24 protein-coding genes and 2 riboswitches are annotated in these 23,907 nt (G+C 58.6%); of the genes, 9 read left to right on the plus strand and 15 right to left on the minus strand.

Translation table 11 applies throughout. From position 1 onward, the window contains the following. The 6 genes from BUB54_RS17420 to gcvT form a co-directional block, all read right to left on the minus strand. The coding region (locus tag BUB54_RS17420) for a transposase (protein ID WP_073211968.1) at nucleotides 1-240 on the minus strand (240 nt) is incomplete at its 3' end. A gap of 98 nt (nucleotides 241-338) precedes the next feature. Next, nucleotides 339-1,205, minus strand: coding sequence for a polyamine aminopropyltransferase (gene speE, locus BUB54_RS17425; RefSeq protein WP_048880455.1), 867 nt, complete (start codon nucleotides 1,203-1,205; stop codon nucleotides 339-341). Between the two features lie 114 nt (nucleotides 1,206-1,319). Continuing rightward, entirely contained in the window at nucleotides 1,320-1,775 is a 456-nt protein-coding gene (speD, locus tag BUB54_RS17430) for an adenosylmethionine decarboxylase (protein ID WP_048880454.1), read from the minus strand. Nucleotides 1,776-1,984: 209 nt separating this feature from the next. Then, nucleotides 1,985-4,855, minus strand: coding sequence for an aminomethyl-transferring glycine dehydrogenase (gene gcvP / locus BUB54_RS17435; RefSeq protein WP_048880453.1), 2,871 nt, complete (start codon nucleotides 4,853-4,855; stop codon nucleotides 1,985-1,987). Next, nucleotides 4,852-5,232 carry a glycine cleavage system protein GcvH gene (gene gcvH / locus BUB54_RS17440; RefSeq protein ID WP_048880452.1) on the minus strand — a complete coding sequence of 127 codons (381 nt, stop codon included), beginning with the start codon at nucleotides 5,230-5,232 and terminating at the stop codon, nucleotides 4,852-4,854. The genes gcvP and gcvH overlap by 4 nt, the downstream gene beginning before the upstream one ends. Before the next feature lie 13 nt (nucleotides 5,233-5,245). Beyond that, the gene (gene gcvT, locus BUB54_RS17445) at nucleotides 5,246-6,298 is read right to left on the minus strand and encodes a glycine cleavage system aminomethyltransferase GcvT (protein ID WP_048880451.1); all 1,053 of its coding nucleotides are present in this window, start codon (nucleotides 6,296-6,298) and stop codon (nucleotides 5,246-5,248) included. 51 nt (nucleotides 6,299-6,349) lie between these two features. Beyond that, a riboswitch (glycine riboswitch) is annotated at nucleotides 6,350-6,450 on the minus strand. Further along, nucleotides 6,451-6,557, minus strand: a riboswitch (glycine riboswitch). Nucleotides 6,558-6,644: 87 nt separating this feature from the next. On the opposite strand from gcvT, the gene BUB54_RS17450 reads away from it, so the two are divergent. The 3 genes from BUB54_RS17450 (at nucleotide 6,645) to BUB54_RS17460 (ending at nucleotide 8,752) form a co-directional block, all read left to right on the plus strand. Continuing rightward, nucleotides 6,645-7,430: an ABC transporter ATP-binding protein gene (locus tag BUB54_RS17450; RefSeq protein WP_048880450.1), complete on the plus strand. Its 786-nt coding sequence runs from the start codon at nucleotides 6,645-6,647 to the stop codon at nucleotides 7,428-7,430. 117 nt (nucleotides 7,431-7,547) lie between these two features. After that, nucleotides 7,548-8,444 carry a DnaJ C-terminal domain-containing protein gene (locus tag BUB54_RS17455; protein ID WP_048880457.1) on the plus strand — a complete coding sequence of 299 codons (897 nt, stop codon included), beginning with the start codon at nucleotides 7,548-7,550 and terminating at the stop codon, nucleotides 8,442-8,444. Further along, nucleotides 8,441-8,752: a chaperone modulator CbpM gene (locus BUB54_RS17460; RefSeq protein WP_048880449.1), complete on the plus strand. Its 312-nt coding sequence runs from the start codon at nucleotides 8,441-8,443 to the stop codon at nucleotides 8,750-8,752. The genes BUB54_RS17455 and BUB54_RS17460 overlap by 4 nt, the downstream gene beginning before the upstream one ends. 3 nt (nucleotides 8,753-8,755) lie before the next feature. On the opposite strand, the gene BUB54_RS17465 is transcribed toward BUB54_RS17460, so the two are convergent. Both BUB54_RS17465 and metH read right to left on the minus strand, forming a co-directional pair. After that, the gene (locus BUB54_RS17465) at nucleotides 8,756-9,421 is read right to left on the minus strand and encodes a class I SAM-dependent methyltransferase (RefSeq protein WP_048880448.1); all 666 of its coding nucleotides are present in this window, start codon (nucleotides 9,419-9,421) and stop codon (nucleotides 8,756-8,758) included. Nucleotides 9,422-9,514: 93 nt separating this feature from the next. After that, complete coding sequence (gene metH, locus BUB54_RS17470; RefSeq protein WP_048880447.1) at nucleotides 9,515-13,000, minus strand: methionine synthase; 3,486 nt, start codon at nucleotides 12,998-13,000, stop codon at nucleotides 9,515-9,517. Between metH and BUB54_RS17475 the strand changes: the two genes are divergently transcribed. The 5 genes from BUB54_RS17475 to BUB54_RS17495 all read left to right on the plus strand — a co-directional run bounded on the left by BUB54_RS17475 (nucleotide 12,985) and on the right by BUB54_RS17495 (nucleotide 17,275). Continuing rightward, nucleotides 12,985-13,368: a hypothetical protein gene (locus BUB54_RS17475; RefSeq protein ID WP_217652536.1), complete on the plus strand. Its 384-nt coding sequence runs from the start codon at nucleotides 12,985-12,987 to the stop codon at nucleotides 13,366-13,368. The genes metH and BUB54_RS17475 overlap by 16 nt on opposite strands. A 108-nt stretch (nucleotides 13,369-13,476) precedes the next feature. Further along, nucleotides 13,477-14,868: a dihydrolipoyl dehydrogenase gene (gene lpdA / locus BUB54_RS17480; RefSeq protein ID WP_048880445.1), complete on the plus strand. Its 1,392-nt coding sequence runs from the start codon at nucleotides 13,477-13,479 to the stop codon at nucleotides 14,866-14,868. Then, entirely contained in the window at nucleotides 14,868-15,581 is a 714-nt protein-coding gene (locus BUB54_RS17485) for a pyridoxine 5'-phosphate synthase (RefSeq protein ID WP_048880444.1), read from the plus strand. The genes lpdA and BUB54_RS17485 overlap by 1 nt, the downstream gene beginning before the upstream one ends. 104 nt (nucleotides 15,582-15,685) lie before the next feature. Next, a complete protein-coding gene (glk, locus tag BUB54_RS17490; protein ID WP_048880443.1) occupies nucleotides 15,686-16,663 on the plus strand; it encodes a glucokinase in 978 nt (325 codons plus the stop codon). Nucleotides 16,664-16,816: 153 nt separating this feature from the next. Next, entirely contained in the window at nucleotides 16,817-17,275 is a 459-nt protein-coding gene (locus BUB54_RS17495; RefSeq protein WP_052948456.1) for a MarR family winged helix-turn-helix transcriptional regulator, read from the plus strand. Between the two features lie 9 nt (nucleotides 17,276-17,284). Here the strand turns inward: BUB54_RS17495 and BUB54_RS17500 are convergent, their stop codons facing one another. From BUB54_RS17500 to argC, 6 genes are all read right to left on the minus strand, one after another. Further along, the gene (locus tag BUB54_RS17500; RefSeq protein WP_048880442.1) at nucleotides 17,285-18,109 is read right to left on the minus strand and encodes an EipB family protein; all 825 of its coding nucleotides are present in this window, start codon (nucleotides 18,107-18,109) and stop codon (nucleotides 17,285-17,287) included. A gap of 30 nt (nucleotides 18,110-18,139) precedes the next feature. Continuing rightward, entirely contained in the window at nucleotides 18,140-20,323 is a 2,184-nt protein-coding gene (uvrB, locus tag BUB54_RS17505) for an excinuclease ABC subunit UvrB (RefSeq protein WP_048880441.1), read from the minus strand. Nucleotides 20,324-20,397: 74 nt separating this feature from the next. Beyond that, nucleotides 20,398-20,844 carry a phasin family protein gene (locus BUB54_RS17510; RefSeq protein ID WP_048880440.1) on the minus strand — a complete coding sequence of 149 codons (447 nt, stop codon included), beginning with the start codon at nucleotides 20,842-20,844 and terminating at the stop codon, nucleotides 20,398-20,400. 17 nt (nucleotides 20,845-20,861) lie between these two features. Further along, nucleotides 20,862-21,488: a hypothetical protein gene (locus tag BUB54_RS17515; protein WP_048880439.1), complete on the minus strand. Its 627-nt coding sequence runs from the start codon at nucleotides 21,486-21,488 to the stop codon at nucleotides 20,862-20,864. A gap of 41 nt (nucleotides 21,489-21,529) precedes the next feature. Then, nucleotides 21,530-22,081: a gamma carbonic anhydrase family protein gene (locus BUB54_RS17520; protein ID WP_048880438.1), complete on the minus strand. Its 552-nt coding sequence runs from the start codon at nucleotides 22,079-22,081 to the stop codon at nucleotides 21,530-21,532. Then, nucleotides 22,081-22,986 carry an N-acetyl-gamma-glutamyl-phosphate reductase gene (argC, locus tag BUB54_RS17525; RefSeq protein WP_048880437.1) on the minus strand — a complete coding sequence of 302 codons (906 nt, stop codon included), beginning with the start codon at nucleotides 22,984-22,986 and terminating at the stop codon, nucleotides 22,081-22,083. Before argC ends, BUB54_RS17520 begins: the two co-directional genes overlap by 1 nt. A 68-nt stretch (nucleotides 22,987-23,054) precedes the next feature. On the opposite strand from argC, the gene secB reads away from it, so the two are divergent. Further along, on the plus strand, nucleotides 23,055-23,576 hold the full coding sequence (gene secB / locus BUB54_RS17530; RefSeq protein WP_048880436.1) for a protein-export chaperone SecB: 522 nt from the start codon (nucleotides 23,055-23,057) through the stop codon (nucleotides 23,574-23,576). Nucleotides 23,577-23,693: 117 nt separating this feature from the next. Here secB and BUB54_RS17535 read toward each other — a convergent pair. Beyond that, nucleotides 23,694-23,907 (minus strand): transposase (locus BUB54_RS17535; protein WP_139284851.1); only part of this gene is annotated, 214 nt, incomplete at its 5' end.

Here is a 23,907-nt window from a genome sequence, read left to right on the forward strand (position 1 = left end):
CACCAGTTGCCGCTCCGAGCGAATGCCAAACAGGTAGCCAAGGAACAGCGCCTTGAACATTAAGGTCGGATCCAGCGGCGGCCGCCCATTATCCGGGCAGTAGAGCCCGGCCACCAGATCATGGATGAACGTAAAATCAATCACAGCGTCGATCTTGCGCAGCAGGTGGTCCGCCGGGACCAGGCTGTCCAATGTAACAATCTCAAGCGCCGTCTGCGGCGAGGATGGTTTCTTCAGCATCACAACAATGAATCAAAAACCCCCGGCTTGCGCCAGGGGTTTGTCAGCAGTCTGAAGGGGCCGAAAGGCCCCTTTTTCATTGCAACGGCTTTGACCGCCTATTTCGGCAAGTGCTTGGCGATGTAAGGCGGCAACCAGAAGCTTGCGACATGCACGCGCGGGCTCCAATACTCGCTCTTGGCGATGATATCGCCCGCCGCCTCGGCGCGCGTGGTAATTTCCTCGACGCTCACTTCCGTCTGTTTCGGGTCCTTGCCCGCCCAGCCCAGCGTCATATAGCCGCCGACATAGGTCGGCACCGCCGCTACATAAGCGGAGACAAAGGGGAAGAACTTTTTGCGCCGCACAGAGGTGTCGTGCAGTTCGTCCGCCTGCATGAAGGGCACGCCGCACTGATTTACGATCAACCCGTCATCGCGCAGAATACGCGCCGCGTTCTCGTAGAAATCGTCAGTGAACAAAACTTCACCCACGCCGATTGGGTCGGTGGAGTCCACGATGACCACGTCAAAAGAGCCGGTCGGCGCCTTTTTCACGAAATCAATGCCATCACCCACGATCACTTTAGCACGCGGGTTGGTCCAAGCATCGCCGCCGATACCCGGCAGGAATTCCTTGGAAAGACGGATGACCTCGCCATCAATTTCCGCCATCACCGCTCGTTCAACGCCTTTGTGCATCAGCACATGCTTCAAAACGCCACCGTCACCGGCGCCTATAATCAGCACATCCTTGGCATTGCCGTGCGCCAGCAGCGGCACGTGGGTCAGCATTTCCTGATACACGAACTCATCACGCTCGGTAATCTGGATCACGCCATCGAGTGTTAGCACCCGGCCATGGCTGGTGGTTTCAAAAACTCCGATATCCTGGAAGTCGCTTTTCACACGCGCCAATTCACGCGCCGTTTTGAACCGCTGCCCCCAATCCGGGTAAAGCGTTTCGTTCAGCCAAGTATCAGCCATGGGCATCTCCCTTTTGTCCACGCCAGAGCCAGGAAAGGCCAAGCCTTTCCCAACACTTGGGCCAGATTGAAATTACTCAGGAAAGATCGAATGAGACGGCAATCCCGCCCAACATTACGCGATCAGGCCGCGCTTCTGCTCGTTCACCTGGATGTGGCTGGGGCTGAACGCTTCCTTCAGGAAAGGGATCAGCTTGTACGGATCGCAGCAGCCGCACATGAACACGTCCAGAGCCGCAAAATTGCGCTCCGGCCAGCTATGGATGGAAATATGGCTTTCAGCCAGAACCACAACGCCGGACACGCCACCATTCGGCTCAAAATGATGGAAGTGATGGTGCAAAATCGTCGCACCAGCCGCGCGGGCGCCGTCACATAGCGTCTGGTCGATCAACTCAGGGCTATCCAGATTAGATGCGCCCCAAAGATCGATGATCAGGTGCATACCGGCATACTTCACGCCGTCTTTCTCGACGTAATAGTCCTTCTGCGGCTCGTGGGAGAGCGGAGAAATCGTCTGGTTTTCGCTCGGAGACTCCGAGACCATCCCCAGTCGGGCAAGTGCGTTCATTGCGAACCCCCTCAACTAGTAGACAGCCTGTAGAACACGGCACCGTGCCGCGCCCCCCTGGGCCAATGAGGGGGGGCTTATGAAGCCTACCCCCCTAGGATGCAAGTGATATTTTTATACTGGCCCTGAAAAAAATTTCACCCCTGTCCCGCGTTGGCGGAACAGGGGAACTTTCGGAAAGACACAAGCAGAAAACAAATAAGTTTATGTTACGCCACGTCCTCCAAATACGCATCCAGCGGCGCGCAGGAGCAAACGAGGTTACGATCACCATACACATTGTCCACCCGCTTCACGGGCGGCCAATATTTCTGCGCCGCTACGTAAGACAGCGGAAATGCCGCAACCTGCCGGGAATAAGCGTGCGTCCATTCCTCCGCCATCACTTCAGCGGCTATATGGGGGGCATTTTTCAAAGGGTTATCGTCCTTTGACCACGTGCCCGAGGCAATCAGCGCAATTTCTCCGGCAATGCTCAGCATGGCGTCACAAAACCGGTCCAACTCGCCCTTGTCTTCGCTCTCGGTCGGCTCAATCATCAACGTGCCGGCCACCGGCCAAGACATTGTGGGGGCATGAAAGCCATAATCAGCTAGACGTTTAGCAATATCTTCCACCTGCACCCCCGCATTGGCGGCAAATCCCCGACAGTCGACAATACATTCATGGGCCACCCGGCCCCGCTCGCCCCGGTATAGAATCGGGTAAGCGGCTTCGAGCCGCTTAGATATGTAATTAGCGTTGAGAATCGCCGCTTTTGTGGCGCGGGTGATCCCCTCCGGCCCCATCAGCCGGATATAAGCGTAGGGAATGGGCAAAATCAGCGCCGAGCCGAACGGGGCGGCCGAAACCGCGCCAAAGCCGGTTGCAGGCCCGGCATCCGGGCGCAGCGGATGCGTGGGCAGATGCGACGCCAGATGTGCCGCCACACCAATAGGCCCCACGCCCGGCCCGCCGCCGCCATGCGGAATACAGAACGTCTTGTGCAGGTTGAGGTGGCAGACATCCGCGCCGATATTTGCCGGGCTGGTTAGTCCGACCTGGGCGTTCATGTTGGCGCCGTCCATATAAACCTGACCGCCCGCTGCATGCACAGCCTGGCAAATGTCACGTATCGCGGTTTCATACACGCCATGGGTGCTGGGATAAGTGATCATCAGCGCTGCCAGACGTTCGCCGTGCTCCTCGATCTTTTTGTGCAGATCGGCCACGTCCACATTGCCCAGCTTGTCGCAGGCCACCACCACAACCTTATAGCCAGCCATTGCGGCGGAGGCTGGGTTGGTGCCATGGGCGGACGCCGGGATCAGGCAGATATTCCGCATCCCCTCACCGCGCGCCTCATGAAATGCGCGGATAGTCAACAGCCCGGCATATTCCCCCTGGGCACCCGAGTTCGGCTGCAAGGACACCGCCGCAAACCCGGTAACCTCACACAACAAGGCCGCCAACTCGTCGATCAGCAGCTTGAACCCCTGCGTCTGGTGCTTCGGCGCGAAAGGGTGGATGTCTGCGAATTCCGGCCAGGTGACCGCCGCCATCTCCACGGCGGCGTTTAGTTTCATTGTGCAGGAACCAAGCGGGATCATGGAGCGGTTAAGCGCCACGTCCTTATCCTCAAGGCGCTTGAGATAGCGCAGCATCAGGTGCTCCGAGTGATGGGCCCTGAACACCTCCTCCATGCAGAATTCGCTTTGACGCTCAAACGCCTTGGGAATCGAGAGTTGTGCTTCAGCCAGCTTCCCATCAAACAATTCGGCCAAGGTTTCCAACTCGGACCGCGTCACGGTCTCGTCCAGCGCAATGCCGATGCCGGTTTCATCAATGCGGCGCAGATTGAACCCAGCCGCTTCAGCCGCCTGCATCAACGCATCTGCCTTCGCCCCCGCCTCAATCGCCAGCATATCGAAGAACGTGTCATGACGCAGTGAAAAGCCAGCCTTGCGCACCAGTTCGGCCAGCAGCCGCGCCTGCAGATTCACCCGGCGAGCAATAGCCTTCAACCCCTCTGGCCCGTGCCATACGGCATAGAACCCAGCCATTACCGCCAGAAGAACCTGGGCCGTACAGATATTACTGGTCGCTTTCTCGCGGCGGATGTGCTGCTCGCGTGTCTGCAGAGCGAGACGCATGGCTGGGCGCCCTGCGGCATCCACGGAAACACCAACAAGGCGGCCAGGCATGGAGCGCTTGAACGCGTTCTTGGTGGCAAAAAAACCAGCGTGAGGACCACCAAAGCCCATCGGCACGCCAAAGCGCTGCGCAGAGCCGACAACAATATCAGCCCCCATCTCACCCGGCGGCGTTAACAATGTCAACGAAAGCAGGTCAGCGCAGGTAACAGCCATACCCCCCGCTGATTTGACGGCGGCGATCTCGGCGGTGAGATCACGCACGGCGCCGGTGGAGCCAGGGTAATTCAGCACCAAGGCAAACGGCTTCACGGCTTCGATTCCCGCGATGTCGCCGGGCACCACGTCCACAATCTTCCAGCTATGCGGCCAGGCTCGGGTGGCGATCACCGCGCGGGTCTGTGGGTGCACGTCCTTGGCGATCGCAATCACCTTGCTGCCTGCCTTGTGCATGGCAAAAGCCATGGCGACACCTTCCGCCGCAGCCGTTGCTTCATCCAGCAGCGAGGCGTTGGCGATTTCCATGCCCGCCAAAGAGGCGATCATTGTCTGGAAATTCAAAATCGCTTCCAGTCGCCCCTGGGAAATCTCCGCCTGATAAGGCGTATAGGCCGTGTACCAGCCTGGGTTCTCCAAAACGTTCCGCTGGATCACCGGCGGAATGACGGTGCCGTGATACCCCAGCCCAATCAGAGACTTCTTCACCACATTCCGGCTAGCCAGCCCCCGCAAGCGCGCCAGCACAGCGGCCTCGTCCTCAGCCGCCGGCAAGGCCAGGACCGCATTGGTGCGGATGCTTTCAGGGATAGTCTCGGCGATCAGCCCGTCCAGACTCGGCGCACCAACCACCTTCAGCATCGCCGCAATCTGCGTCTCGTCCGGCCCGATATGACGGGCAACAAAACTATCCGGCCGCTCAAGCGCGGCCAGGTCTGAAAGTGCGCTCACGCCAGCTTCCCCAAAAATTCGTCATAGGCCGCACGATCCATCAACGTGGAGAGCGCGGCGGGGTCATCCAGACGCAGCTTGAAAAACCAGCCATCACTCTCAGCCACCGCATTCACCTTGGCTGGCTCATCCACAATGGAGGGGTTCACCTCCACCACCGTACCGGAAAGCGGCGCATAAACGTCGGAGGCCGCCTTCACGCTTTCCACCACCCCGCAAGCTTCGCCCTTGGCCACGCTTCGGCCTGCTTCCGGCAGTTCCACGAACACGATATCTCCGAGAGCCTGCTGGGCATGATCGGTAATACCGATGGTGGCCAGACCGTCCGCCCCCACCGCGACCCATTCGTGATCCTTGGAATAAAAAACCTGGGACATAGAAGCCTTCCTTTCAGCGGACATAATTATGATGAACGAAGGGCAGAGATGTGACCTGCCCGGAAAGCGGCTTGTCGCGCACGATCAATTCAAGCGCGGTGCCAATCTCAGTACAATCGGAACGAACATACCCCAGTGCTATGGGCACATTCAGCGTCGGGGAGAACACGCCGGAGGTCACACGGCCAATGCGCCCGCCCCCCGGCAGCCGGATTTCAGCACCTGCGCGGGCGGGGGCGCGGCCATCCAGCTTGATGCCCACAAGTTTTTCGGCCGTGCCTTCAGCCTGTGCCTTGATGAGCGCAGCCCCCCCCAGGAAACGCCCCTCAGCCAGACGCTTCCTGGAAAGCGCAAAGCCCAGCCCGGCGGCAACAGGGGAGGTGGTCTCGTCAATATCATTACCATAAAGGCAAAGCCCAGCTTCCAGCCGCAGCGAGTCGCGCGCGCCCAACCCGGCGGGAACAGCCTCACGCGCCAATAAGAGTTCGGCCAAAGCTTCACCGTCAAAACCTGCACAGCTAATTTCGAATCCGTCCTCGCCCGTATAGCCGGAGCGGGTGACGATGCAGTCAATCCCCTCAATTGTCACGGGCGCGGCGTCCATGAACTTCAAATGCGTGGCCTCTGGCAGCATTTCAGCGGCTTTAGGTCCTTGCAAAGCGAGCAGCGCACGGTCGAAATGCGTCGTGACGGCCACGCCATGCGCGCGCATGTGGGCCACATCCGCTGCCTTGCGGCTGGCGTTCAGGACAACTTGCAGATGCGACCCAAGATTGGCCACCATCAGGTCATCAAGAATTCCCCCGGCCTCATTTAACAACAGCGTATAACGCTGGCGGCCAGGCTTCAGCCCCGTGATATCGCCCGGCACCAGATGGCAGAAGGCTTCAATTTCCGCGATTTCCGCCTGCCCCATGTGGGAAACATCGAACAATGCTGCCTTTGTGCGGCAAGCATGATGCTCAGCCATGATGCCCTGATATTGCAGCGGCATCTCATACCCCGCGAATTCCACCATGCGCGCGCCCAGGCGGCGGTGCAGAGCATCCAGAGGTGTTTTGGCCATGAATAATCCCCCCCCTACGTCAGTTCACCCGGCTGTCACCGCCGGAAGTGCTGACCCCCCTCTGTCCTGTGACCTGAGAGATTCGGGCTTTTTCAAACCCTTGACCCCGTCGGTGCGGCAGGGGCTCCCACCGGCTTTCCAGAGTGCCCTTGTAATGAACTGCAGCCCTTTTGCCTGAGCGGTTCCGGGGGCCGGTTGCGCCTTCGGCGGCGGAAAGCCATGTTGGAAGCATGTCTCCGCTCTCTCCTGCATCCATGTGAGGACATTTCCCTTTTGCCCGAGGGCAAATAATTTGCAAAGCTGTTTCTCACAGAAACACACAAAAACCAGATCGAGGCCTTATTTTATGACTCAAAGCACCCAGACCATCCCCGCCCTCGCGGTTGAGGATATTCATAAATCCTTCGGATCGGTAGAAGTGCTCAAAGGTGTTTCACTCGCCGCGCGAGACCATGACGTGATCGCTATTCTCGGCTCCTCCGGCTCTGGGAAAAGCACGTTTTTGCGCTGCATCAACATGCTGGAAATGCCGGATAAAGGCCGTGTGACCATCAAGGGCGAAACTATCGAGATGAAAGAGGGAAAGCAGGGCCGCATCTGTGCCAACCCGCAACAGCTTGAACGTTTGCGCGCGCGGCTCTCTATGGTGTTTCAACAGTTCAATCTCTGGGGACACATGACGGTTATCCAGAACGTGATGGAAGCGCCCGTTCATGTCTTGAAGCAGGACAAAAAGCTTGCCCGTGAAAAGGCCGAGGCGATGCTGGAAAAAGTGGGGCTTTCAGCCAAGTTCGACGCCTTCCCCGCCCAGCTTTCCGGCGGGCAGCAGCAGCGCGTTGCCATTGCACGTGCCCTGGCGATGGAGCCGGAAGTGCTGCTGTTCGACGAACCGACCTCCGCCCTGGACCCGGAACTGGTGGGGGAAGTGCTAAAAGTCATGCGCGATCTCGCCAAGGAAGGCCGCACCATGCTGGTTGTCACGCACGAGATGGGCTTCGCCCGTGAGGTCGCAAGCCGCGTGATGTTTCTGCACAAGGGCCAGACCGAGGAAGAAGGCGCGCCCAATGAAATGTTTGCTGCTCCCAAGACAGAGCGCTTCCGGCAATTCCTCTCCAGCACCCTGAAACATTGAGACGCAGCCCGCATCCGCCGTATGGCTGGTACGCGGCAGCGGCAAAACCGTTGTTAAATCAAAGCCTGCTTCCCTAATTTGAAGCAGATTTGAATGGTGTAAAGATCAGGGATGAGCATGGCAGACGACCCGTATAAAATCTTGGGTGTGAAAAGAGACGCCAGCGCGGAGGAGATTCGCGCCGCTTACCGCAAGCTGGCGAAAAAACACCACCCCGACCTCAACCCCGGCAACAAGCACGCTGAGGAGAAGTTCAAAGCTGCCTCAGCCGCCTATGAGTTGCTGGGCGATGCCGAGAAGCGGGGCAAATATGACCGTGGCGAGATTGACGCCTCCGGTGCAGAACGCCCGCCGGCCCAAGGCTGGCGCCAATATGCTGAATCCGGGCCAGGTGACCGCTACGCGTATTCAACCGGAGGCATGGGCGGCGCGGATTTCGAGGATTTGTTCGGCAATATCTTTAACCAGCGCCCACGCGGCCCGGCCAAGGGGCACGACCATCATTATAGCCTGGAGGTCGGATTTCTTGAGGCGGTGAGCGGCGCCACACGCCGTATCACGTTACCGGATGGCGGCACGTTGAATGTGAAGATCCCTCCGGGCACGGAAGCGGGTGATATTTTGCGGCTGCGGGGAAAGGGAGATCCTGGCTTCAATGGCGGCCCCGCAGGTGACGCATTGATCGAGGTTCATGTCGCGCCGCATAAATTCTACCGCCGAGTCGGCCGCAACATTCACATGGACGTGCCGGTTTCCCTGAAAGAGGCAGTGTTGGGCGGCAAGGTGACCATACCCACCCCGGCGGGCGAGGTGGCCATGACCGTGCGCCCAGGCACGGAAAGCGGCACCGAGATGCGGCTGCGTGGCCGTGGCGTGCCCGCACATGGCAAACACGCGGCAGGCGATTTGCACGTGAAACTGAACGTGGTGGTCGGCCCCGCGGATGAAAAATTGAAAGAGTTTCTGCAAAGCTGGGAGCAGCCGGGCTTTAACCCACGGGAGGGGCTGAAATGATCACATTCGAGTCTCTGCACATCGCAGGGTTGGATGAAGCAGAGCTGAGAACCTGGATCGAAGCGTCATGGGTACACACGCGCGGCACAAAAGGCGCTTGGCAGTTTGACGAGGTGGATGTAGCGCGGATCAAACTGATCCACACCCTGCGGCATGACCTGGATATTGGAGAGCCGGCGATGCCGGTGGTGTTATCTCTGCTGGATCAGCTCTACGAACTGCGCCGCAACGCCGCCCGGTTGAACGACGCCCTGGCCACTCTGCCCCCCGCCGCCAGAAAAGCGATTCTAGAACGGCTGGAGGAGTAAGCCTCAGCTTTTAATCCTTGCGATCGCCAACAGCGAAAGCCCAAAGGGCAAGTTCGCCTTTGGAATGATCATCGCCTCTGCGCCAAATATTCCGCCGAGCAGCGTATTTAATGGAGCCGGAGGCATTTCACTTCCACTCCCCTTTGTCAATTTCAAAAATTTATCCACGACCCTGGCCGCCAACGCGACAGGCAATAGGGTCATATTCATAAAACTAAGCTTTTCGACCACAAAGCCTGCTTGATTCAATCTCTCCTTCAATTCAATATATTCGTACCTGCGTTTATGATGATGAGCCTCATCATGCGGGCCAAACAGCGCCTGATAAGCAGGGACAGTGATCAATAAAACGCCATCCCGCTTTATCTTTGATTTTACAACCTTTAATGTCGCCAAGTCGTCTTTGATATGCTCTAGCACATCAAACATACAGACCAAATCAAATTCATCTTCCGGATCAAGCGGCAGATTATCAGGCAACATGCCAGAGCGTACATCCGCCCCCTCAAAACGGCTCTGAAAAATCGCTCTGGCGGTATCGTTCATTTCTATTGCTGTTACGGCACCATATTTGGCCAACAACTCATAATTCCCGCCCGTTCCCGCGCCTAACTCCAAAATTTTCATGCCGGGCTTAGAATGCAGATCCCTTATCACGGCTTTCAACACGCGTCGGCGGCCTACAAACCACGTGATTTTTCCAAGGAGGCCATCTCAAAATAGGCGTCAAGCTCCATTTTAACTGACCTCCTATTGGCTCATTCAAACCGAGAAGTATTTCGCGTGGCTGTTCAACACCACAATCGCGCTCGTCGATTGTTCTGGATGTAGCTGATATTCGTCCGACAGGGAAATTCCAATTCGCTCCGTCCCAAGAAGTTTTAGGATTTGCGCCTGATCTTCCAGTTTCGGACAGGCCGGGTAGCCGAAGGAATAGCGGCTGCCGCGATACCCCTGGGCTAGCATTTTTTCCATGTCGCGGTCATCTTCGGCGGCGAAGCCGAGTTCGGCTCGGATACGCTTGTGAGTATATTCGGCCAGCGCTTCGGCCATTTCCACGGAAATTCCGTGCAGATAGAGATAATCCTGGTAGCGGTTGCCCTCAAACCATTCGCGTGCGACCTCGGAGGCTTTCTGGCCGATCGTGACAGCCTGCAAGCCGATCACGCCTCGCCCGTCCTCCACGTCGGGAAAGAAATCCGCGATACATTCGCCGTCCTGCTTGGGCTGGCGCGGCAACGCGAAGCGGGCAACTTCAGTTGTTCCGTCTTCATCGAACAGGAGCAAGTCATTTCCCTGCCCCGCCGCTTTCCAATATCCATAAACCGCCTGCGGGTGTAGAATTTCGTCCTTCTCGCAAAGATCGAGCATCCGCTTCATCACCGGGCGAAGCTCCTGGCGCGCCCAACCCATGAAATCTTCCAGGCTCTTGCCTTGCTTTCGGAATCCCCATTGAAACTGAAAAAGCGACCGCTCATTCAGGAAGGGCAGTACGGCCTTGGGCGCTGCCTCGATCACTTTAGCGCCCCAAAACGGCGGCGCCAGATTCGGCTCATCCGTGTTCAGGCGACGACGGCGGGTTTGCACTTCCTTTACATCCACTGGCGCGAAAGCGCGGTCATCGGCCTGGCCCAGAGCGCGTTTGGTGTTGCGCACCTTGCCTGCGCGCTTCGCCTGGATTGCGGCAAGGTAATCGTCAAAGTCATTGCCTGTGACCTTATCCATTAGATGCAGCCCGTCGAATGCATCGCGCGCATAGGCTACACGCCCTGAGGCATAGGAGGCTGTGCAATCCTCTTCCACATAATTGCGTGTGAGTGCGGCACCACCGAGCAGAATGGGAATATCCATGCCCTGACGGGACATCTCTTCCAGATTCTCCCGCATCACCACGGTGGACTTCACCAGCAGGCCGGACATGCCAATGGCGTGCGCCTTATGCTCCTTAGCCGCCGCCACCATCTCCGCCAACGGCACCTTGATGCCGAGATTGATAACCTTGTAGCCGTTATTGGTAAGGATGATATCGACAAGATTCTTGCCGATATCATGCACGTCCCCCTTCACGGTAGCGAGCACGATGATACCTTTTTCCTCGCCCTCAACGCGCTCCATCATCGGCTCAAGATACGCCACGGCTGCTTTCATCGTTTCCGCTGATTGCAGCACGAAGGGAAGCTGCATCTTACCGGCACCAAACAGCTCGCCCACCACCTTCATCCCGTCCAGCAGAATGTTATTGATGATCTCAAGCGGCTTGTGGCTTTGCAGCGCCTCGTCAAGGTCTGTTTCCAGCCCCTTGCGGTCGCCATCAACAATGCGGTCTTTCAGACGGCCTTCCGGTGTTTCAGCACGCTTCTTGGCGGTGGCATCGGCGGCCTTGCGGCCCGCGAACATTTCCAGAAGCTTCTGCAGCGGGTCGTAACCTTCCTCACGGCGGTCGAAGATCAGATCCTCACACACCTTCACTTCCGCTGGGTCGATCATGTGCAGAGGCCGGATTTTCGACACATGCACGATGGCCCCGGTCATGCCCGCCTTCACCGCATGGTCGAGGAACACTGAATTTAGCACCGCGCGCGCTGCCGGGGTCAAGCCGAAGGAGATATTGGAAAGGCCCAGAATAATCTGAATATCCGGGAACTTCTCCCGGATCATCCTGATCCCTTCGAGGGTCCAAAGGCCAAGCTTTCGGTCATCCTCATTGCCGGTAGCAATGGTGAAGGTCAGCGGGTCAATCAGCAGGTCAGATTGCGGCAAACCGTATTTGCCGCAGGCGAACTCCACTAGGCGCTCCGCAATGCGCAGCTTGTCCTGCGGCTCTTTCGCCATGCCCACTTCATCGATGGTCAGCGCGATCACCGCCGCGCCAAACTTCTTGGCCAGCTTCAGGCGGTCATGGGCGTGGCCCTCGCCGTCCTCGAAATTGATCGAGTTGATGATGGGCTTGCCGCCATGCAGCTTTAGAGCCGATTCAATAACCGGTGTCTCAGTGGAATCGATTACCAGCGGCGCATTCACCGAAGAGGTGAAACGGGCGATCACCTCATTCATCTCCGCAACCTCGTTACGGCCGACAAAGGCGGTGCAAATATCGAGCGCGTTGGATGCCTCGGCAACCTGCTCCCTGCCCATGGCCACGCAGCCATCCCAATCGCCAGCCTCCTGCAGCTCGCGCCATTTCTTGGAGCCGTTGGCATTGCAGCGCTCGCCTATGGAGAAATAGCTGTTCTCCTGCCGCAGCGGCACCACGCCATAGAGGCTGGCCACAGAAGGCATCCAGAAAAATTCGCGCGCTACCGGTGCCGGGCGCGGGTAGCCCAGCTTCTTCAGCATCCCGTCCAGCGCCTGGATGTGCGGGATGGAGGTGCCGCAGCAGCCGCCGATGAGGTTCACCCCATCTTCGAGCACGAAGCGCTCCACCCAGCTCGCCATCTCGGGTCCGCTGAGCGGATAATGGGTCTGGCCGTCCACCAACTCCGGCAGCCCGGCATTGGGCTGCACGGAAATTTTGCCGGGCCAGTTCTGTGAGAGATAGCGCACATGCTCGGCCATCTCCTGCGGACCGGTGGCGCAGTTCAGCCCCATCAGCGGCACGTCCAGCGCGTTGATCACGGTGGCGGCGGCAGCGATGTCCGGCCCCACCAGCAGCGTGCCGGTGGTTTCCACCGTCACCTGCACGAAGATGGGCGTATCCGTCCCCACTTCGGCGATGGCGCGTTTCGCGCCATTCACGGCGGCCTTGATCTGCAACGTGTCCTGGCAAGTTTCGATCAGCAGCGCATCCACCTGGCCCGCCAGCAGCCCTCGGCATTGCTGGTAGAGCGCCTCTTCCAGCGGGTCATAAGCGATATTACCAAGGCTCGGCAGCTTGGTGCCCGGCCCGATGGAGCCCACCACCCAGCGCTGGCGGCCATCAGCAAAGCTCTCCGCCGCCTCACGCGCCAACTCACCCGCGATCTTGTTGATCTCAAAGGCGCGGTCCTGCAGATCAAACTCGCCCAGCGTGATGGGGGAGCCGCCGAAGCTGTTAGTCTGCACCATATCCGACCCGGCTTCGTAATAGCCGCGATGGATCTCACGTATGAGATCCGGCCGGGAGAGGTTCAACACCTCCGTGCAATTCTCCTTGTCCCAGAAATCTTTTTCGATATCGAGGGTCAGGGCCTGGACGCGCGAGCCCATGCCGCCATCGCAGAGCAGGACATTGCGGGAGAGAGCCTCAAGCAGATGTGGACGTTTCGACATGCTTGCCAGATACACCGGCCCGCCATTATCTCCAATGCGTGATGGAAGACCAGCGTATTCCTGTTTTCATGGGCGGCACCCCCGGCCCGAACGACGCGGTGCTCGTGGAGGACGGCCATGCCATGCCCGCCCTTGGGCATGCCATCCGCTTCGTGCCGCCCAAATTCGGCCACCAGCCTGGATGTTTCTGCTGCACGGCACGCGGCCCGGTGGCCAATGCCTTGTCATCTTTCTATCGTGACAGAGCCATGGGCGCCGCTCCTTATTTCAGCCGGGTGATCGTGCTTGCTTCCCGTCTCGGTGAAGCAGACGTCAAGGCTGCTCTGAACCAGGACGCCGTTACACGGGCACGCTATCGCCTCGCATAACGCGACTGCACTAAAATGCTGGTCTGCCCCGCCTGCTGCGAATTGTCCGGCGCGGCGAGTAGGTCTAAGAGCCGGGGGCAGTCTTTTATTATCCTTGGGAGAGGAAGTATGGCCGAAACTTTCGACGTTATCGTGATCGGGGCCGGGCCCGGCGGCTATGTCTGCGCCATTCGCGCGGCGCAGCTGGGCTTCAAGGTTGCCTGCGTCGAAAAGCGCGCGACGCTGGGCGGCACCTGCCTGAATGTTGGCTGCATCCCCTCCAAGGCGCTGCTGCAATCCTCCGAGAATTTTGAGGAAGCCAAGCATTCCTTCAAGGATCACGGCATCGAGATTGAGGGCATCAAGCTGGATCTCGCGCGTATGCAGGCCCGCAAGGGCGAGGTGGTCGGTGCCAACACCAAGGGTATCGAGTTCCTGTTCAAGAAGAATAAGGTCACTTGGGTGAAGGGCGCCGCCAAATTCACCGGCGCCAATGCTATCGAGGTTGAGGGCAAGGCCTATACGGCCAAGCATATCGTCATCGCCACTGGCTCTGATTCAGTGCCGCTGAAGGGCGTTGAGGTGGACGAAAAGCATGTCGTCACCTCCACTGGCGCGCTGGAACTGGATAAGGTGCCGGACCACATGGTCGTCATCGGCGGCGGCGTGATTGGGCTGGAGCTGGGCTCTGTGTGGCGCCGCCTGGGCGCGGAGGTCACGGTTGTTGAGTTCCTGGACAAGATCATCCCCACCATGGATGGCGAGATCTCCAAGAGCTTCCAGCAGATCCTCACCAAGCAGGGCTTCAAGTTCAAACTTGGCCACAAGGTTACCTCCGCCAAGCTTGAAGGCGAGGCCGTGAAACTGACCGTTGAGCCCGCCAAGGGCGGCGACGCGGAGACCATCACCTCCGATGTGGTGCTGCTGGCGATCGGCCGTTATGCCTATACCGAGGGCCTGAACCTCACCGCCGCCGGGGTTGAGACCGACGAGCGTGGCCGCGTGAAGATCGACAACCATTTCCAGACCAACGTGCCAGGCGTGTACGCCATAGGCGACGTGGTGGCCGGTGCGATGCTGGCCCACAAGGCCGAGGAAGAAGGCGTGGCCCTGGCCGAGATTCTGTCGGGTCAGGCGGGTCATGTGAATTACGGTGCCATCCCGAGCGTCGTTTACACTTGGCCGGAAGTGGCCTCCGTAGGCCAGACCGAGGAAGAGGTGAAGGCTGCTGGCGTGGCGTATAAGGTCGGCAAATTCCCCTTCATGGCAAATGGCCGGGCCCGAGCCATGGGCTGTACTGACGGCTTCGTGAAGCTGATCTCCGAGAAAGAGACCGACAAGCTGCTCGGCGCTCACATCATCGGCCCCGACGCTGGCGCGCTGATCGCTGAATGCGTCACCGCTATTGAGTTTGGCGCCTCCGCCGAGGATGTTGCTCGTACCTGCCATGCCCATCCCACCCTGAGCGAAGCCGTGAAGGAAGCCGCTCTGGCCGTGGATAGCCGCCCGATCCACGTCTGATGATTCGGCTCGGCGTTAATATCGACCATGTCGCTACGCTGCGGAATGCGCGTGGCGGCAACCACCCGGACCCGCTGACCGTGGCGAAGTCCCTGGTTGGCTCGGGCATGGACGGCATTACCATCCATTTGCGCGAGGACCGGCGCCATATTCGTGACGCCGATGCCGAAGCAATCTGCGCCTGGGCGGGCAAGCCGGTGAATTTCGAAATGGCGGCGACCAATGAGATGGTAGCCATCGCCACGCGGCTGAAGCCGCATGGCTGCTGCGTGGTGCCCGAGCGCCGCGCCGAGATCACCACCGAAGGCGGGCTGGATGTCGCGGGGAATCGCGACACTCTGCGGCCCGCGATCACACGTTTGAAGGAAGCCGGTATCCGCGTGTCTCTGTTCGTGGATCCGGAACCTGAACAGATCCATGCCGCCGCCGAAGTCGGCGCGCAGGTGGTGGAGCTACATACCGGTGCCTATGCCAACGGCAAGCTTGGCGAGTTGGAGCGGCTGCGCGAAGGCGCCGCCCTTACCGCCAAGCTGGGGCTTGAATGCCATGCCGGTCACGGGCTGACCTTTGCCAACGTCTCCCCCATCGCGGCCCTGCCGGAAGTGACCGAGTTGAATATCGGTCATTATCTGATTGGTGAAGCACTTTTGACCGGCCTCCCCGCCGCCATTGCCGAAATGAAACGGCTCATGATCGAGGCCCGCACAGGCTGATCAAAAAAAATTTTAGTTTTTTTTCTTGCCGCGCCGTTCAGGGCGCGGCATTTTTTTTAGAACCAGTCTTTGTCGTTGGCATCTCCAACAGCCAGTTAAGTGGTATGTGCAAGAAACACGAAATTGTTATTGGTGATATTGGCGGCACGAATGCCCGCTTTTGTCTTGCCCGGTTAGACGCGAGCGGCGTCATTACCCTCGGCCAACAAGTCAATATCAAGGTACATGATTACCTTACCTTTGCTGACGCTTTCAGGGCGTATCGAACGCAGATCGGACCGAGACTCCCCAAACAGGCCGCGATCGCCATTGCTTCACCCATCAAAGGTACGACAATAAAGCTGACAAACAATGCGTGGATTATTGATCAAGCGGCACTGAAGCAGGAACTCGCGCTGGAGGCCATTACTTTCGTCAATGATTTCGGTGCCGTGGGGCATAGCCTAGCCCAGCTCGCCCCTCAGGATTACAGCCATCTGGCCGGGCCAGAGCAGCCGCTGCCGGACAATGGGGTCATTACCGTACTTGGCCCTGGTACTGGCCTTGGGGTCGCGCACGTACTGCGCACGGATGGCCGCGCTTATGTTATGGAGAGCGAGGGCGGCCATATCAGCTTTGCCCCGACAGACGCCTTCGAAGACGCGCTTCTGGCCCGTACACGACGTAAATTCGGCAGAGTCTCGGCCGAAAGACTCATTGCCGGACCTGGAATATTAGAGATCTACGCCCTCCTGGCGGCACAAGCCGGTCAATCTGAAATTTTCCAAAACGACACGGAACTCTGGCAAGCTGGGTTAAGCAAAACAGACCCGCTCGCTGCGGCCGCCATACATCGTTTCTGCTTATTATTTGGCTCCGTGGCCGGTGATCTTGCACTTGCTCATGGGGCTCAGGCGGTTGTTGTGGCTGGCGGTATCGTGCCCAGACTGGTTGAGCATCTTGCGATGGACGGCTTCTCGGAACGCTTCACCGCCAAAGGGCGGTTTACAACCCTGCTCAACGCCATTCCGGTCAAGCTGATCGTCCACCCGGATCCGGGCCTGCTTGGCGCCGCTATTGTGGGAAGCGCCACAATAGGTTGATCAAAAACCTATTATACACCCCGGGTGGTTGTTTTTTTTATATTGTCCATGCTATCTGACCTAAACTTAACGAGAGATATATTTTTATAGACACAGGGGTGCCGGGCTATGGATATCGGTATTGGTGGCAGGAGCCCAATCTTTGCAACCTCTATGCTAACGCCAGGCTCTTTGATCCGCCGGTTGAACCAGATTGATATTGCCTTGTTCGCTGAAGAAGCTGCCGGGCTGGACATTACCCCTGTTCAACTCAGCGTCATGAGCGCGGTGGCCCGGCACAGCGGGCGCGACCAATCTGCTATTGCCGAAGAAATTGGGGTTGACCGCGCAACCTTGGCCAGCGTGGCCGCGCGGCTTGAAAAAACTGGGCTTATTCGGCGCACCCCAGGCCGCAAAGACCAACGCCAGAAGCTGCTTCATCTGACATCACGGGGAAGGAGCATTCTTAACAAAATGCAAAAACCTGTGAAGCAAGCGAATGAGCGGACCTTGGCGCCACTAACCCCGGCTGAACAGGAAATGTTCCTGTCCTTACTGTCCATTCTCGTGGATGGCGGCAATGTGCATGCCCGCGCCAAACTGCGCCTGCCCACCACGAAAGATTCGGCTTAAAAAGCGCCCTCAGGGCGCTTTGGACACCGGGCAGGCCGAAGGTGGAATGGTCAGCGAGGTGAGCTTGCCAGTCATTACGAAATCACCAAAGTCCAGCACCAGCCCGGTGGCGACACCGTTTTCGTAATACCTCATTGAAGTTCGGAAATCCGGCGTCTCATCATCGTGCTTACGTTCAAAAAAAGCGATATCGACGTCTGTGCTGGCATATTTATCCAAAGCCGCCCATTTGGTTTTCTCTGGCACGTGATGGCCAAGAATCGTCACAAAGGTGGCCTGGGCGCCATCTGCTGTTGTACCATCGAACAACAAGGGCGAAATGAATGTCTTTCTGGCCCGCCCCGCGGCTAGCAGCGCCTCTGTATGCTGCATGGGAAACAGCGTGCCCGGGGGCAGTTTCAACTCGGTGTTCGCTGGCGTGGTGTATTTAATTATCCCGCCATCATTCGAACTGGTATGCGTCGCCACCCCGGCATCATCAATCTTTTCCTTCCCGCTGTCATCATGCTCGGTCAGCTTGAAGCTGAAGGTCTTGCCGTCCTTACTTTCCCAGGTGACATAATCACTGACCGATTTGCTCAGGGATCCGTCCACATTACGAATGATCAGGGTCATATGCTGGGTCGTGGCCCAGCCGGTGCAACCATCCACCACATTGAAACTCATCTGCCCTGTGGCGCCGGTAATGTCGTGCGTGCGCAGCTTGGAAAGACCGAGCGTATAAACCGCGTGTTGGCCAGTCAACTGGCTGGCAAGGTCAGTGGCGGAACCATTGGCGGCCAAGGCGGGCAAAGGTGCCAGCGTTGCCAGTAGGGCAAATACGGAAAGCTTCATACCCGCAATATGCCCTGACCAATGGCGCCGTCAAACCTTCTTCCCACGTCCCCTGCCCTTACGCTTGGCCGGGTCATATCCCCCCCCTCCCGGACCAAGCGGCACCGGGCCTTTCGGCTTGGGGGGCGTCCGGTTGGGCGCGGACGGCGGCTCCAGCCCCAACTCCAAGGCCTCCAGCCGTTTGATCTCGTCACGCAGCCGGGCGGCTTCTTCAAACTCCAGATCCGCCGCCGCCGCACGCATCCGGGTTTCCAGCGTGGCAATAGTGGAGGTCAGATCTTTGCCCACGAACTCGTCGGCTTTCGTGTCCTTCATGGGCGCGACAGTGACGTAATCCTGCTCGAACACTGAGTGGATCACTTCGCCAATATTCTTGCGCACGGATTGCGGGGTGATGCCGTGCTCCTCGTTCCAGGCCATTTGCTTGGCGCGGCGGCGCTCGGTTTCCTCAATGGCCTGTTGTAGGCTTCTAGTCATCGTATCCGCATAAAGGATCACACGTCCATCAACATTACGCGCTGCACGGCCGATAGTCTGGATGAGCGAGGTCACGGAACGCAGGAAGCCCTCTTTATCGGCATCCAGAATGGCAACCAGCATACATTCTGGGATATCCAGCCCCTCGCGCAGCAGGTTGATGCCGACCAGAACATCATAGGCGCCAAGCCTGAGATCGCGGATAATCTCGATCCGCTCCAGCGTATCCACGTCTGAATGGAGGTAGCGCACGCGCACGCCCTGCTCAGTGAGATATTCCGTCAGATCCTCGGCCATACGCTTGGTGAGAGTGGTCACCAGCACGCGTCCACCGCGCTTGGTCACCAGCCTGATCTCGCCCAACAGATCATCCACCTGATGCTCGACCGGGCGAATTTCCGTAACTGGGTCTACAAGGCCGGTGGGACGAATCACCTGTTCTGCGAACACCCCCTGGGTGCGCTCCAGCTCCCACGGACCGGGCGTCGCGGAAACGAAGATGCTTTGCGGGCGGAAGCTCTCCCACTCCTCGAATTTCAACGGCCGGTTATCGATACAGCTCGGCAGACGGAAGCCATATTCCGCGAGGACGGATTTACGCGCAAAGTCACCCTTGAACATACCGCCAATCTGCGGAACCGTTACGTGGCTCTCATCCACGAACAGCAAAGCGTTCTCTGGCAGATATTCGAACAAGGTCGGCGGCGGCTCGCCCGCGTTGCGGCCAGAGAGATAACGGGAATAATTCTCGATGCCTTTGCAGGCGCCGGTGGTTTCCATCATCTCGATATCAAAAGTGGTACGCTGCTGCAGCCGCTCGGCTTCCAGCAGCTTGCCCTCGGCGGTGAACTTGGCGAGTTGTTCTTTCAGCTCGATTTTGATTTTCGAGATCGCTTGCGTCAGAGTCGGGCGCGGCGTGACATAGTGGGAATTGGCATAGACCGAGATATTTTCCAGCACAGCGCTCTGCTCGCCGGTCAGCGGGTCAAATTCCGAAATTTTCTCAATTTCATCCCCGAACAGGGTAATCCTCCAGGCACGGTCCTCGTACTGGGAGGGGAAAATATCCACCGTTTCGCCCCGCACGCGGAAACTGCCACGGGCAAAAGCCATGTCGTTACGGCGATATTGCAGATCCACCAACGCCTTCACCAGCGCGTCCCGCTCAATCCGCCCGCCGGTTTCTAGCCGCACCACCATCTTAGAATATGTCTCAACTGAGCCGATACCGTAGATGCAGGAGACGGAGGCAACTATGATCACATCGCCACGCTCCAATAGCGCCTGGGTGGCGGCATGGCGCATACGGTCGATGGTCTCGTTAATCGCGCTATCTTTTTCGATATAGGTGTCCGAGCGCGGCACATAGGCTTCGGGTTGATAATAATCGTAGTAAGAAACGAAATATTCCACCGCATTGTCGGGAAAAAAGCGTTTCATCTCCGCGTAGAGCTGGGCAGCCAATGTCTTGTTGGGTGCCAGCACCAAAGCAGGGCGCTGTGCTGACTCAATCACCTTGGCCATGGAGAAGGTTTTACCCGAGCCAGTCACGCCAAGTAGTACTTGATCGCGCTCTTGCGCGTTTACACCTTCCAGAAGCTGCCTAATCGCCGTGGGCTGATCGCCCCCTGGCTGGTATTCTGAAACCACACGCAGCGGCTTGAGCAACGGGAGGGGCGCCTGCTTCTCAGGAATAAAGGTAAGCGACGGCATCGGGCGGAGCGTAGCGCTGGACATGCGCGCAATATGGCCCCGCCCATGCCCGGCGAAAAGGCTCCAAGCCTCATCGAACGGCCTTTAAGCTGAAAAGCTTACTTCTTTTCCAGCAGCATCTTCATCTCGGTCATGGCTTCGGAGAAGCGTGTATTCAGCTTATTCATCGCCTCGGCGTTGGATTTCTGGATCAGATCGCCAAGCTCCTTGGTGTTGGCCACAGCGCTCTCATAGGCCTTCTGCAACAGCTCCGCCTGTTTCGAGGCCCGGGTGGCGGGCGTCTGGTTTGAGGCCAAATCCTTCAATGTCTCGGAAAGCCCCGCCATTGTTTCCTGCAGAATTTCCATGTGGCGGCGGGCGACAAGTTGCGCGCCTTCCAAGGCCGCCCGGTTGGCCTCGGTCAATGCCTCAAGATTACGCTTATGCGCAGCCAGAACGGCTTCAACATCTGGCATCGCCGGAAGCTTCATATCGCCTAGCAGCTTCTTCATGTCGAAATCCGGAACGAAGAATTGTGCTCCGATTTTATCTGTTTTCTCGGCCATTCCTGGTCTCCTTGGGGTTATGATGTCTTGGGGGGCTCCGCCTCCGGCACATGAGCTTCTTGTTCCGGTTCCACCGGGCGGGATGAGGGTGACAAACGCAGCACATAACCCTCCGCACGCGCCAGCGCCGTATCCACGGCGGCCATGGTAGCCGTCAGGTCCGGGCTGTCGTCTTCGGCCCAGACGCGCAGGCTATAGAGCCAAACCGCCAACAGGCAACGCTTTTTCACTGCTCCGCGGAGGCCTGTGGCATCGACCCCCGCTCCTTCCAGCAGCCAGCCCATTGAGGCGATGTTCATTTCCGCCAATGCCACGGCCATTGGCGGGCAAACCGGCAAATGTCGCATTAGCGCCGCAACGCCCGCGCGCCTGACCTGCAAATAGTCAAAGCGGCGCAGCAGAATATCGAACAAACGGTCGCGCACGCTGCCACCCATGGCTGCGCCGGTCAGGGCAAACGCATCAGCCTGATGGCCGAATTTTTTTAGGATTGTCCCCGTACAGGTAAACATCCCCCTGGCCTTTGCCAGATCCAGCCCGGCATGGCGTGCGGCGGCGGCGGATGACACACGAGACCATCCCGCCTCGCCCCCCAAGGCAAATGCGGCATCGACGAGGGCGACTTCAAATTCCTGGTCGGTCATAGATGAACCCTAGCTCCAACGCGCTTATTTTTCCAGGAAAATTAAGCAATTGGGCGTAACGCCTTTGCATAATGGACGGTCAGCTCAAGATAATGCGGCACTGTTTCATCCCAGCGCGCGCGTTCCGCATCATTCATCACCCGGATCAACCGCGCGGGCGCGCCCGCCCAGAGTTCCTGCCGGCCAATCCGCTTGCCAGGCCCCAGCATCCCCCGTGCGCCAAGCAAACCGCCTTCCTCCACCACTGCGCCATCCATCACCGTGGCGCCCATGCCGATAAAGGCGCGATTTTCCAGCTTACAGGCATGGATGATAGCGGAATGACCGATGGTGACGTCATCACCTATAATCGCCGGATTATCACCATGGTCCACGTGCACCACCGTGCCGTCCTGCACATTGGCCCGCGCGCCTACAATCACCGGATTCGTGTCGCCGCGCAGCACGGCATTGAACCAGATATTGGCCCCTGGGCCAATCCGCACATCGCCAATCAGCACCGCGGTGGGCGCGATCCAGGCCGTTGGGTCAATCTGGGGGCGCAGATCACCCAGCGCATAGAGCAGCCCGCCCGGGCGTTGTGCCTCACTCATTATTCACGCCCCAGCATCAAATTGATATTCTGCACTGCGGCCCCTGAAGCGCCCTTGCCGAGATTATCCAGCCGCGCGATCAGCACCGCTTGACCGGCCTCCTCATGGGCGCAGATGAAAATTTCAAGCTGATTGGTCCCGTTCAGCGCCTGCGGGTCGAGATTGTGGCTCCAGATGCCCCGCCGCACGGCAATCGTTTCCGCTCCGGCATAATAATCCGCATAGGCTTCGACCAAATGCGCCGCGCTAACCGCCTTGGTCAGCTGCGCCAGATGCAACGGCACACACACCAACATCCCCTGCGCGAAATGTCCGACCGACGGCACGAAGATCGGCGGCTTCGCCAGCCCGGCATAACGCACAATCTCCGGCAAATGCTTATGTTTCAGCCCCAGCGCATAAAGCTCGAATGCCGGGCCGCCCTTGGCTTCATGGTCCGCGATCATCGCCTTGCCACCTCCAGAATAGCCGGAAACGGCGTTGATTGAGACCGCCGTTTCCGGCGCCAGCAACCCCAGCGCCGTTAATGGCCGCAATAGTGCAATAGCCCCCGTTGCATAACAGCCAGGATTTGAAACTCTTGAAGCCTGAGCAATGCGCTCCGCCTGCCCAGCCATGGCTTCGGCAAAGCCATACACCCAGCCCTCCACCACGCGGTGCGCGGTGCTGGCGTCCAAAATGCGCGCTCCTTGCGGCGCGATGGAGACCGCTTCACGCGCCGCATCGTCGGGCAAGCAAAGCACGGTCAGGTCCGCCTCAGCCATCGCCTCTGCGCGGGCCTCCGGATCCTTCCGGCGGGACTCAGACAGAGTAACAAGAGAAAAGCCACCAGCTTGTTCCAGCCGCTGGGCGATGCCAAGCCCGGTCGTACCGGCTTGGCCATCAATGAAGATGCGCGCACTCATGCCGCCACTCTTATCATGACGGCCCCATCATGCTAGGCCACCGGCAGCGTACAACAGGGAAACCAGATATGTCCGAACAAGCCGGCCTACCGCCGCAACCGCTTATCCTGAACATCCAGTACACCAAAGACCTCTCCTTCGAGGTGCCCGGCGCGCCCGGCATTTTCACCCAGCTCCGCTCCCAGCCGCACGTGAATCTCAATCTGGACGTGCAGGTGCGCCGCATTGAAGAGAACCAGACCCTGTTCGAGGTGACTCTGGCCATCCGCGCCGAAGGCACCACCGAACCTCCGAAATCCGCCGGTGGCACGCAGGAGAAGCCGCCTGTGGTGTTCATTGCTGACCTCTCTTATTCCGGCGTGTTCACGCTCAACGGCATCCCGGACGAACAGCAGGAGCCGATTCTGCTGGTGGAATGCCCCCGCCTGCTCTTCCCCTTCGCCCGCAACATCCTGGCCGACGTCACCCGCGACGGCGGTTTCCCGCCTGTCCTGCTGGGGCCGATCGACTTCGTTGGCCTCTGGCAGCAGCGCCGCGGAGTTGGCATGGCCGGTGTTGAAGGCGCAGATGGCAGCGCAAAGCCGAACTAATAAAAAGGGGGCCTCGCGGCCCCTTCAGACTGCTGACAACCCCCGTCATTTTTGGCGGGGTTTTGTTTTATTTATTGTTTGGCTTGTAATTGTTCTGTTTGTGAGGGGGTTTCCCTCTCAGGCCGGGCTTGGCGTTGGTGCTTTGGTGAGTGCCATGGCGATTTTTTTGATATTTTGTGCGGTGGCGGCGAGCAGGCATTGGCAGGTGACGCCGGTTAAGCCTCGGAAGCGTGCGTAGCGGTGTCCGAGGAGTTGCTTGGCATCGGCGAAGGACCGCTCGACCGTCTCTTTTCGTCGTTTATAGATGGCCTTGCCCCATGAGGTGAGGCGG

It is taken from the genome of Acidocella aminolytica 101 = DSM 11237 (genome assembly GCF_900129125.1).
GTDB lineage: Bacteria > Pseudomonadota > Alphaproteobacteria > Acetobacterales > Acetobacteraceae > Acidocella > Acidocella aminolytica.

Excerpts from the sequence above, each read along its gene's own strand:
- speE (WP_048880455.1), bottom strand. The coding sequence starts at position 1,205 with ATGGCTGATACTTGGCTGAACGAAACGCTTTACCCGGATTGGGGGCAG.
- BUB54_RS17495 (WP_052948456.1), top strand. The coding sequence starts at position 16,817 with ATGCTAACGCCAGGCTCTTTGATCCGCCGGTTGAACCAGATTGATATT.
- BUB54_RS17455 (WP_048880457.1), top strand. The coding sequence starts at position 7,548 with ATGGCAGACGACCCGTATAAAATCTTGGGTGTGAAAAGAGACGCCAGC.
- BUB54_RS17450 (WP_048880450.1), top strand. The coding sequence starts at position 6,645 with ATGACTCAAAGCACCCAGACCATCCCCGCCCTCGCGGTTGAGGATATT.
- lpdA (WP_048880445.1), top strand. The coding sequence starts at position 13,477 with ATGGCCGAAACTTTCGACGTTATCGTGATCGGGGCCGGGCCCGGCGGC.
- speD (WP_048880454.1), bottom strand. The coding sequence starts at position 1,775 with ATGAACGCACTTGCCCGACTGGGGATGGTCTCGGAGTCTCCGAGCGAA.
- secB (WP_048880436.1), top strand. The coding sequence starts at position 23,055 with ATGTCCGAACAAGCCGGCCTACCGCCGCAACCGCTTATCCTGAACATC.
- uvrB (WP_048880441.1), bottom strand. The coding sequence starts at position 20,323 with ATGTCCAGCGCTACGCTCCGCCCGATGCCGTCGCTTACCTTTATTCCT.
- argC (WP_048880437.1), bottom strand. The coding sequence starts at position 22,986 with ATGAGTGCGCGCATCTTCATTGATGGCCAAGCCGGTACGACCGGGCTT.
- BUB54_RS17515 (WP_048880439.1), bottom strand. The coding sequence starts at position 21,488 with ATGACCGACCAGGAATTTGAAGTCGCCCTCGTCGATGCCGCATTTGCC.
- BUB54_RS17510 (WP_048880440.1), bottom strand. The coding sequence starts at position 20,844 with ATGGCCGAGAAAACAGATAAAATCGGAGCACAATTCTTCGTTCCGGAT.
- BUB54_RS17460 (WP_048880449.1), top strand. The coding sequence starts at position 8,441 with ATGATCACATTCGAGTCTCTGCACATCGCAGGGTTGGATGAAGCAGAG.
- BUB54_RS17520 (WP_048880438.1), bottom strand. The coding sequence starts at position 22,081 with ATGAGTGAGGCACAACGCCCGGGCGGGCTGCTCTATGCGCTGGGTGAT.
- glk (WP_048880443.1), top strand. The coding sequence starts at position 15,686 with ATGTGCAAGAAACACGAAATTGTTATTGGTGATATTGGCGGCACGAAT.
- BUB54_RS17485 (WP_048880444.1), top strand. The coding sequence starts at position 14,868 with ATGATTCGGCTCGGCGTTAATATCGACCATGTCGCTACGCTGCGGAAT.
- BUB54_RS17500 (WP_048880442.1), bottom strand. The coding sequence starts at position 18,109 with ATGAAGCTTTCCGTATTTGCCCTACTGGCAACGCTGGCACCTTTGCCC.
- gcvH (WP_048880452.1), bottom strand. The coding sequence starts at position 5,232 with ATGTCCCAGGTTTTTTATTCCAAGGATCACGAATGGGTCGCGGTGGGG.
- gcvT (WP_048880451.1), bottom strand. The coding sequence starts at position 6,298 with ATGGCCAAAACACCTCTGGATGCTCTGCACCGCCGCCTGGGCGCGCGC.
- metH (WP_048880447.1), bottom strand. The coding sequence starts at position 13,000 with ATGTCGAAACGTCCACATCTGCTTGAGGCTCTCTCCCGCAATGTCCTG.